This window comes from Phenylobacterium sp. (assembly GCF_016793285.1).
Lineage (GTDB): Bacteria > Pseudomonadota > Alphaproteobacteria > Caulobacterales > Caulobacteraceae > Phenylobacterium.
The window spans coordinates 1-9,053 of record NZ_JAEUMO010000134.1; the positions used below are offsets into that span (position 1 = coordinate 1).

Consider the following 9,053-nt stretch of genomic DNA (forward strand, 5'->3'; position numbering starts at 1 on the left):
GCACTCTCCTATTGCGAGAACAGAAGACGAGCGCAACGCGAGCAATCAGCAACGACCGATCCAGTAAGAGTGTCCGCTGTACCTCACCTCTTCGACGTGCGCCGCAGGATGACGCTGCGCCCCAAACGAAACGGCGCCCCGCAAGAGGGCGCCGCAGCAAGCATCGTCGAGCAGAGAGCGATCTAGCTGAATTCCGGGCGGGTCCAGTGCGGCCAGATGTCGGGCAGGTCCTGGGAGACCCTGTCCGGATAGTTCGGCTGCCGCTTCTCGAGGAACGAGGTCACGCCTTCCCGCGCGTCGCCCGACTTGCCGCGAGCCTGGATGCCGCGGCTGTCGGCCTGGTGCGCCTGCATGGGGTGGGCCGCGCCCGCCATGCGCCAGATGAGCTGGCGCGTGATGGCCACCGAGACCGGCGCGGTATTGTCGGCGATCTCGCGGGCGATCGCCTTCGCGGCCGGCAGCAGGTCGTCCGGCGCATGGATCGAGCGGACGAAGCCCTTCTCGTGCGCCTCGCTCGCCGGGAAGATCCGGCCCGTGTAGCACCACTCCAGCGCCGTCTGGACGCCCACCAGGTGCGGCAGGAACCACGACGAAGCCGCCTCGGGGTTCAGCCCCCGCCGCGCGAACACGAAGCCGTAGCGCGCGGTCTCGGACGCCAGCCGGATGTCCATGGCGCACTGCATGGTCACCCCGATGCCGACGGCCGGCCCGTTGCAGGCCGAGATCACCGGCTTGAGGCTCTCGAAGATGCGCAGCGTCAGCAGCCCGCCGCCGTCGCGGTTCACCCCGCCCGCGCCGGCCCGCGCCTGCTGGTCGGCGGCGCTGCGGGCGTCGTAGTTGAAGGTCTCGGCCCCGGCCGACAGGTCGGCCCCGGCGCAGAACGCCCGGCCCGCGCCCGTCACGATCACGACGCGGACGTCGTCGCGCGCGTCGGTCTCGTCGAACGCCGCGATCATGTCCTTCATCATCTGGGTGTTGAAGGCGTTCAGCTTGTCGGGCCGGTTCAACGTCATCGTCGCGATGCCGTCTTCGACGTCCAGGATCAGGGTCTCGTAGCTGGCCATTCTCGGGGTCCTCGTTGTCTGTCCCGGCCACTCCGGCGCGGTTGACCGTAAGGAGGTCAAGCCCCGCTAAGGTGCGCCCCGATCGCTTCGTAGGCGGGCAGCGAGACCCGATCCAGCGGCCCGTTGCCGTTGGCCGCCGTCGGGTGCGAGGCGAACCGCGAGATCACCATCTCGGCCCCCGGCGCGACGTAGCAGACCTGGCCGTGGATGCCGCGGGCGGTGTAGGCGCCGAACCGGTTGTGGCTCACCCACCACTGGTTCCGGTAGCTCCAGCCCGGCAGCGTCACGTAGCCCGCCTTGGCGAAGTCCTCGACCCGCGCGCCGCCCGCGATATCGGCCACCACCGCCTCGGGCACGATCCGCTGGCCGTTGAAGGTCCCGCCCAGCCGCATCATCTCGCCGAACCGCGCCAGGTCGCGGATGGTCACGTTCAGGCCGGCGCCGCAGAGCGCGAAGCCCGTCCCGTCCACCATGACGTAGCCGTCCTCTTCCACGCCCAGCTTCTGCCAGATGCGCTCGGAGACGAGGTCGGCGAACGCCTGGCCGGCGGCGCGCTGCACGATCCAGCCCAGCACCTCGGTGTTGCAGGTCTTGTAGGCGAAGGCCTCGCCGTGCTCGCCCTGCTTCTTCAGCGTCTTCAGGAAGTCGAACACCGTCGTGGGCCCCGCATAGCCCTCGGGCGGCCGCGACCAGCCCGCGGCCACGCCGTAGAACCGCACCTCGGCGTCGGGGTCGACGTAGTCCTCGCGGTAGCGGACGCCGGTCGTCATATCCATCACGTGGCGCACCGTGGCGTCGCCGAACGCGGTGTCCTTGAGCTCCGGCACATAGGCGGTCACCAGCGCCGCCGGATCGATCGCACCCTCGTGCGCCAGCATCGCCGCCAACAGGCCGCAGAACGACTTGGTCACCGACATCGCCAGGTGCGGCCGTTCCGCCGTCAGCGCGCCCGCGTAGGTCTCGTAGACCACCTGCCCGCGGTGCAGCACCACCAGCCCGTCGGTGAAGTTCTCCGCGACGCTCTCGCCCCAGGTCATCGCGCGGCCGTCCTGGGTGACGAACGGCACGGCGTCCAGGTCGTCGCGCAGCGCATAGGGCAGCGCCGCCGCCGCCCCCGGCCCGCGCCGGATCCCCGCCGACGCGCCCAGCTCCCGCTGGTGGCTGAAGCTCCAGCGCGTGTTCGGGAACCGCCAGCTCGTGCTGTCGGCCGACCGCACCGTCTTCTCCGCCGCCGGCGGAACCCCCTGCATCACCGCCAGCGCGACGGGATCGGTCGAGGCGGCGGTCGGCGCGGGCTGGGCGGAGTCGGGCATGGCGCGGGTCCTCGGGCTGGGGCGGGCGGGCCGCCATCCCATCCTCATCGCGCCGCGACTGCAAGAGAGCCCTGGCGGCCGGGGCGTGGCGGGCCGGCGTCCGGCTGCGCCGTCACCGTCCCTTGGCCGCCCCGTCGCCCGTCTTGCGGCCGAACGGCCAGTTCGTCACGCCGCCGGCGAACAGCGCCCACCAGACGAAGACCGGCTGAAACGCCAGGCGCGGCGCGTGATAGGGCCACCACGCGCTGGGCCCGTGGGCCGCGAGCGCGTCGGCCGCGTGCTTGATGTTCGCCGGGTAGACGCACACGGCGTAGAGCGCCAGGCCGATGGCGGCCGCGCGGCGCAGGCGCGGAACCGCAACCAGCGCCGTCGCCCCCGCGATCTCCGCCACCCCGGTCGCGGCGATCACCAGCTCCGGCTGCGGAACCCACGGCGGCGTGATGCTCAGGAACGGCCTCGGAAACCGCAGATGCGCAATGCCCGCCGCCAGATAGACCGCGCCCAGCACGACCCGCAGCACCAGCCTGGACATCTCGAGCCTCGCCATCGCGCCGCACCTCCCCGGGGGGCCGCGACCGGGCGCCGGATTCACCTGGCCCCGTGCGGCGGAAGCATTCTATCCCTCAGGTTCCGCCCCCAGGAAACGGCCTTAGGGAGCGCAAGACGCTCGATCGCCGGCGTTGCAGGCCTTGACCTTCGCTTCCCAGTCCGCGCGGGCCTTCGCCGCCTGGGCGACCTCGGCCTCGTGCTCGCGGGCACGACGCTCGTAGGCGGCCTGCGAGGCTGCAAACGAGTCCTGCGCGGCCTTGTAGGCGGACATGCGCTTTTCGTACTCGGCGGACGCTGCGGCGTTGCGGACGTCGATCTCCGCGTTGCGCTTGGCGACGTCGGCATTGAGCAGAGCGGTGGCCTGCGCCGCGCCATCTGTCGGTAGAGCCGCCGGCGGGGCGACCGCAGCCTTTGCGGTCACGGTCGGCGCAGCCTGGACCGGCGGAGCGGCCGCAGGCTTCGGCGGCGCCGGAGCGGTGGCAAGGGCCTTGGGCGGCGCCGGCGTGGCGACGGCCCTTCGAGCCTCGGCCTTGGGCGCCGTCGCGACAACGGCTTCGGCGACCGGCGGAGGCGGCGGCGCGAGGATCTGAGGGCGCAGAAGGGCCACTTCGGTCGGGTCCTCACCCCTTTTACGAACTGCGCGCGTCGGCGTCCGGCCGGAGCGCGCACCGCGAGCTGTGATATCGCTGGGAGGCCGCTCGCGAACCGGAATGGCTTGTGGGGTGCGAGACCGGCCGGCGTTCGCGAGGAGAGAAGATGGCGGAGTTGATCGGTTTCATCGGCCTGGGCGCGCTGGGCGCGCCCATAGCCACCAACCTCCTGGCGGCGGGCTATCCGCTTCTGGTCCACAACCGGACGGCGGCCAAGGCCGACGGCCTGGTGGCGCGGGGCGCGGGACGGGCCGACCGGTCCGTCGACGCCGTGCGGCCCGGCGGAATCGTCGTCACGCTCCTCTGGGACGACGCGTCGGTGGAGGAGGTCGTCGCCCGCGACGGGTTCCTCGACGCCCTTGGCCCCGGCGGCGTCCATGTCTCGATGAGCACCATATCGCCGGCCGGATCGCGTCGGCTGGCGGCGATGCATGCCGAGCGCGGCTGCCTGTTCGTCGAGGCTCCCGTCTTCGGGCGACCCGAGGCTGCGGTCGCCCGCCAGCTTTGGATCGCCTGCGCGGGGCCCGCCGCCGCCAAGGCGCGGGTGCGCCCGATCCTGGAGGCGATGGGCGCGGCCGGGGTGTTCGACTTCGGCGAAGAGGTCGGCGCGGCGACGACCGTGAAGCTGGTCGGCAACTTTATGATCGGGGCCGCGGCGCGGTCGCTGGCCGAGGGCCTGGCCGCGGCGGAGGCCAACGGCTGCGATCCCGAGGCCGTGGTCGCGATGCTGACCACCACGCTGTTTCCAGCGCCGATCTATCAGAGCTATGGGCGCTTGCTCGTCGAGAAGACCGTGGTGATGAATGCCGGCCAGGCCGACATCGGCCGCAAGGACCTGGGATTGTTCCGCGCCATGGCGGCCGAGGCCGGCGCGCCGACGCCCATGGCGGACTTCATATCGGGCGCATCGGGCCCGAGGCGCTAGCCGACGAGCACGATCTTTCCGAACTTGCCGCGCGCCCGGTAGGCCTCGTAGGCCGCCGCCGCTTCGGTCATCGGAAAGGTGGCGGCGATGGGAACGGCAATCTTCCCGCGGCCGACCAGCGGCAGGACCTCCCGCTCCACCGCCCGCGTCGCGAGGACCTTGTCTTCCAGGGGCCGCGTGCGCAACCCGCTCGCCCGGAGGGTGGCGCGCCGGGCGGCGAGCTGCATGAAGTCGACCCTGGCTTCGAAGCCCGTGGACGAGCCGATCAGCACGAAGCGGCCCGCGACGTTGAGCGAGCGGAGCCGGGCCTCGAAGCTGTCCAGGCCGACCAGCTCCAGCACCACGTCGTAGGGCCCGCTCGCCGCCTCCTCGGCAGGATCGGCGACCCATTGCGCGCCCAGGGCCGCGACCTGCCCGCGCCGCGCGGGGTCGCGGACCGACGCGACGACTTCCGCGCCGGCTGCGGCGGCCATCTGGACGGCGGCGTTGCCCACGCCGCCGGCCGCGCCCGTCACCAGCACGCGCTCGCCCGGCCGGAGCGCACATTGGGTGAAGAGGGCGTCGTGGGCGGTGATGAACGCCTCGGGAAAGCCGCCCGCCTCGGCCCAGCCGAACGCGGCCGGAACCGGCATCAGTTCGCGCTCGTCCAGCGCGATCGACTCTGCCTGTGCGCCGCCGCCGACCAGGCCCATCACGCGGTCGCCGATGGCGAAGCGCGTCGCCGACGGCCCCAGCGCCACGACCTCGCCCGCGAACTCCAGCCCCGGGATGTCGGCCGGCGCGCGCGGCGGCGCAGGGTAGACGCCGGCGACCTGCCCGAGGTCGGCGTTGTTGACGCCCGCGGCCCGGATCCGCACCAGCACGCCGCCATGGCCCACCTGGGGGTCCGGGTGCTCCCGGAAGGTCAGTCCGACCCTGGGGTCGACCGTGACCGCCTTCATCGGCGGGGCTCGGAGAGGTCCCGGCGGTAGGGTCCCACCATCAGGCCTTCGATGCGCGAGCCTTCGATAGCGAGGACGGGGCGCAGCGCCCTGAACAGGCGCGCGTAGTTATAGAACGGCACGCTGGGCCACAGGTGGTGCATCAGGTGCAGGTTCTGCTGCAGCAGGACCAGCGTGCCGCCGGTCCAGAGGCTGATGCGGGTGTTCTTGTAGCGCTCGGTGCTGTCGAAAGGATGGTGCGGCAGCCACGAGAAGAAGGTCATCAGGAGGATGCTGGCGATGGCCTTGGGGACCAGCCAGAGCCATAGCCACTGTTCGAAGTAGCCGGTCGCCGCGGCCGCGACCAGCAAGGCGATCTGAGCAACGCCGACGGCCGAGATCGCGACGAGTTCGCCGGAAGTCAGGGTGGCGCGCAGGTAGGCCCAGCGCTTGGGCATGATGAGCGCCAGGGTGAACATCGGCAGCATGTTCAGCGGGATGCCGACGATCCACTTCACGAGCAGCGCCGCGAAGGTGCCCTTCACGCCGATGTCGGGGTCCTGGTCGGTGTTGGTGTGCGCATGGTGCAGCAGATGGCCCCGCTGGAGCTGCGGCCAGCCCATGCCCAGGCCCAGCGAGCCGATCCAGCCGACGACGGTGTTGATCCAGTTGAGGCTCGTCGGCCGCGCGACGACGTTGCCATGCACGGACTCGTGGACGAGCGTGTAGTGCGCGTACATCAGCAGCCCGAGCACGGGGCTCGCGATCCAGTAGGGAACCGCGCCGATCCAGCCCAGCCAGATGAGCGCGATCAGGCTCACCGGCAGGATCACGGCGAGCGCCAGGGTGGGCCAGGCGACCGCCGGCGACAGCGAAAGTGCGATGCGCTTTTCCTCGGCGTGCGAGAGGCCGACCGCGGCGCGCGCGGTTCTGATGTCGACGTTGCTGCCGTCCGCCATGACGCTTCCTCCTAGGCTTTGTTGTTCTCGGCGCCCGCGTTGAGGCCCGTGAAGACCTTGGTCATGACGCGGTCCCACGCGCCGGGCTCGAGGTCGGGGAGGTCCATCAGCCCGGCGGCGTAGGCGCCGAGCAGGACCACGTACATGAAGCGCGCGGTCGCCCGGGCGTCGATGTCGCCGGCGATGTGGCCGCCCGCCTGGGCGACCGCGATCATGTCGACCAGTTCGCTTTCGGTGCCCGCGACCTGGCCGCTCAGCACCCGCTTGATCTCGGGATCGCGCGCCGCGGCGATGGCGCCGATCATCAGGGGCGCGGCAGGCTGTTCGGCGGTCGGGAGTTCCTTGCCCCGGGCCAGCAGCAGCGCCAGCACGTCGCTGGTCGGCGCGGCCTGGAACTTCCGGCGCATGTCCTCGCAGGCGCGGTCCTCGATGACCGCCGCCACCAGTTCGGCCTTCGACTCGAAGTGGTTGTAGAGCGCGCCTGCGCTCAGCCCTGCCGCCTTGGCGATGTCGGCCACGCGCGCGGCCTCGACGCCGAGTTCGGCGAACGCGTCGGCGGCGCCGTCCACCACCCGGCGGCGCGTATCCTGCGGTGTCAGACCCTTGACTCTGCCCATGCTCCAAAAATAATGAACACTCATTCATAACGCAAGCGGCGACATCGCGCCGAACGCGATCGGGGAGGAAGCGGATGGGAATCCAGGAGAACAAGGCGCTCGTCGAGCGCTTCTGCAGCTTCTACGGAACGTCCGATTTCGCCGCGTTCCGCGACATGCTGGCCGACGACCTCACCTGGTGGATCAACGGCAAGCCGCACCTGTTCGCCGGCGCGGGGACCATGACCAAGGCGCAGTACATCGACATGCTGCGGACCAACGGCGGCGCGCTGGAAGGCGGGATGACCATGACGGTGGTGGGGATGGTCGCGGAAGGCGACCGCGTGGCCGCCGAGCTGAAGTCCCACGCGGTCACGAAGGCCGGCAAGGTCTACAGCAACGACTATCACATCCTCTTCGAGCTGCGGGACGGGAAGATCGTGAAGGTGCGCGAGTACCTCGACCCTATGCACGGCCTCGAGGTGTTCTTCGGCTGAACGCCGGCGACGGACGTCACGAATGTTCTCAGGCGCCGGAAGCCGCCGTTGTCGGGCTGGAACATCCTGTCAGGCTTGGGCGGCCGCAAGCGCGCACGCCGCGCCGCTACGCCATGCCCTCCTGCGCCAGCCGCGCCGCGTGGCGGCGCACGAACCATGTCGCCAGCAACGGCCGCTGGCGGCGGCGCGTCGCCTCGGACAGGTCGAACCAGCTCGCTTCGAGCATCCCGCGGCATGTCGCGGCTCCGCACCCGCAGGCCCACCGGCCGCCGCCGTGCGTGTTCAGCACGTAGTCGTAGGTGATTTCGCCCCCGGCCGGGATGTCCACGAGCGCCACCATGTCGGCCTCTGGCCCGCCGTCCGGGTCGAAGCGCTTCCAGGCGGAGGGCTCGCAGGCGTGGTTCACGTAGCGGTCCGGCGCGCCCACCAGCCAGCTCCGGCCGTCGATCCGGCACACGTGGTCGGCGGTCTCCCCGGCGGTCAGCGGACGTTCCGCCGTCACCTCGCGCACCAGCCCGATCCGCCGGATGGTCGCCCCGGCGGCGAACGGCCTCGCGGCGAACAGGCCCTGGCCCCCCGCCGGCGCGGACCGCACCTCGACACCGTCAGACATCGTCGCAGCGTGCCAGGACGCGCCGACCGACGCCAGCCGGGCGACGCGGCCGCCCGCGATCTCTCCCGCGACCTTCCGCGTCTTCATGAGCGCGCCTGCCGCGCGCTGCGCCCCGCTTGACGCCCGCAACGTCAACGCCGCTCACTCGCCGATACGGCGGGCGCCGCACAGACCCGCCACCACGGGAGTGACGCGTCCATGCATCCGGCGATCCATGCCAAGACCCATCCCGACCGGGCCGCCTACGTCATGGCCGGCTCGGGCGAGACGGTGACCTACCGCCAGTTGGACGAACGCTCGAACCAGGCGGCGCACCTGTTCCGCGCGCTGGGCCTGAAGATCGGCGACGTCATCGCCATCTTCCTGGAGAACCACCCGCGCTACTACGAGATCGCCTGGGCGGCGCAGCGGGCGGGCCTCTACTACACCTGCATCTCGTCCAAGCTGACGGCCGGCGAGGTCGAGTACATCGTCGGCGACTGCGGGGCGCAGCTCCTGGTCACCTCCGCGGGCGTCGGCGCCGTCGTCGACGAGCTGCCGGGCGTGCTGCCCAGGTCGGTGAAGCTCTACATGACCGATCCGGCCCGGGCGCCCTACGAAAGCTGGGAGGCGGCGATCGCCGGCTTCCCCACGACGCCGATCGCCGACGAGACCTCGGGCTCGGACATGCTCTACTCGTCGGGCACCACCGGCCGGCCCAAGGGCATCAAGCCGCCCCTGACCGGCCTGCCCATCGACCAGACGCCGGGCATGGGCAGCATCGCCCAGATGCTGTTCGGCTTCCCCGAGACGCCGATCTACCTGTCGCCCGCCCCGCTCTATCACGCCGCCCCGCTGCGCTGGACCATGGGCGTGCATCGCCAGGGCGGGACGGTCGTGGTGATGGAGAAGTTCGACCCCGAACAAGCCCTGGCGCTGATCGAGAAGTACAGGTGCGACTGCGGCCAGTTCGTGCCCACCCACTTCG

Annotated in this window: 12 protein-coding genes; 4 read left to right on the forward strand and 8 right to left on the reverse strand. The window is 71.3% G+C overall.

Features of this window, described 5'->3' with window-relative positions:
- Positions 1-186: hypothetical protein (locus JNL41_RS12935; protein ID WP_293475543.1), on the forward strand; the 186-nt coding region annotated here is incomplete at its 5' end.
- Here the strand turns inward: JNL41_RS12935 and JNL41_RS12940 are convergent.
- The 4 genes from JNL41_RS12940 to JNL41_RS12955 all read right to left on the reverse strand — a co-directional run bounded on the left by JNL41_RS12940 (position 183) and on the right by JNL41_RS12955 (position 3,533).
- The gene (locus JNL41_RS12940; RefSeq protein WP_293475545.1) at positions 183-1,064 is read right to left on the reverse strand and encodes a crotonase/enoyl-CoA hydratase family protein; all 882 of its coding nucleotides are present in this window, start codon (positions 1,062-1,064) and stop codon (positions 183-185) included. The two genes, JNL41_RS12935 and JNL41_RS12940, sit on opposite strands and share 4 nt — an antisense overlap.
- A 56-nt stretch (positions 1,065-1,120) precedes the next feature.
- Positions 1,121-2,377 (reverse strand): serine hydrolase, encoded by a 1,257-nt coding sequence (locus JNL41_RS12945; protein WP_293475547.1) that lies wholly within the window; start codon positions 2,375-2,377, stop codon positions 1,121-1,123.
- A 112-nt stretch (positions 2,378-2,489) separates the two neighbouring features.
- Positions 2,490-2,924, reverse strand: a complete 435-nt coding sequence (locus tag JNL41_RS12950; RefSeq protein WP_293475549.1) for a DoxX family protein — start codon at positions 2,922-2,924, stop codon at positions 2,490-2,492.
- 102 nt (positions 2,925-3,026) lie between these two features.
- Positions 3,027-3,533, reverse strand: a complete 507-nt coding sequence (locus tag JNL41_RS12955; RefSeq protein WP_293475551.1) for a hypothetical protein — start codon at positions 3,531-3,533, stop codon at positions 3,027-3,029.
- A 149-nt stretch (positions 3,534-3,682) separates the two neighbouring features.
- Between JNL41_RS12955 and JNL41_RS12960 the strand changes: the two genes are divergently transcribed.
- Positions 3,683-4,501, forward strand: a complete 819-nt coding sequence (locus tag JNL41_RS12960; protein WP_293475553.1) for an NAD(P)-dependent oxidoreductase — start codon at positions 3,683-3,685, stop codon at positions 4,499-4,501.
- Here the strand turns inward: JNL41_RS12960 and JNL41_RS12965 are convergent.
- From JNL41_RS12965 to JNL41_RS12975, 3 genes are read right to left on the reverse strand one after another with little or no spacing between them, the layout of a single operon-like run.
- A complete protein-coding gene (locus JNL41_RS12965) occupies positions 4,498-5,442 on the reverse strand; it encodes a zinc-binding dehydrogenase (protein ID WP_293475555.1) in 945 nt (314 codons plus the stop codon). The genes JNL41_RS12960 and JNL41_RS12965 overlap by 4 nt on opposite strands.
- Entirely contained in the window at positions 5,439-6,380 is a 942-nt protein-coding gene (locus JNL41_RS12970) for a fatty acid desaturase (protein WP_293475557.1), read from the reverse strand. Before JNL41_RS12970 ends, JNL41_RS12965 begins: the two co-directional genes overlap by 4 nt.
- Positions 6,381-6,391: 11 nt before the next feature.
- A complete protein-coding gene (locus JNL41_RS12975; protein ID WP_293475559.1) occupies positions 6,392-6,952 on the reverse strand; it encodes a TetR/AcrR family transcriptional regulator in 561 nt (186 codons plus the stop codon).
- 119 nt (positions 6,953-7,071) lie between these two features.
- Here JNL41_RS12975 and JNL41_RS12980 point away from each other — a divergent pair, with 119 nt between their 5' ends.
- Positions 7,072-7,473 (forward strand): nuclear transport factor 2 family protein, encoded by a 402-nt coding sequence (locus tag JNL41_RS12980; RefSeq protein WP_293475561.1) that lies wholly within the window; start codon positions 7,072-7,074, stop codon positions 7,471-7,473.
- A 106-nt stretch (positions 7,474-7,579) separates the two neighbouring features.
- Here JNL41_RS12980 and JNL41_RS12985 read toward each other — a convergent pair whose 3' ends face one another.
- Positions 7,580-8,173 carry an SET domain-containing protein-lysine N-methyltransferase gene (locus JNL41_RS12985; protein ID WP_293475563.1) on the reverse strand — a complete coding sequence of 198 codons (594 nt, stop codon included), beginning with the start codon at positions 8,171-8,173 and terminating at the stop codon, positions 7,580-7,582.
- A 111-nt stretch (positions 8,174-8,284) separates the two neighbouring features.
- Between JNL41_RS12985 and JNL41_RS12990 the strand changes: the two genes are divergently transcribed.
- Positions 8,285-9,053: AMP-binding protein (locus JNL41_RS12990; protein ID WP_293475565.1), on the forward strand; the 769-nt coding region annotated here is incomplete at its 3' end.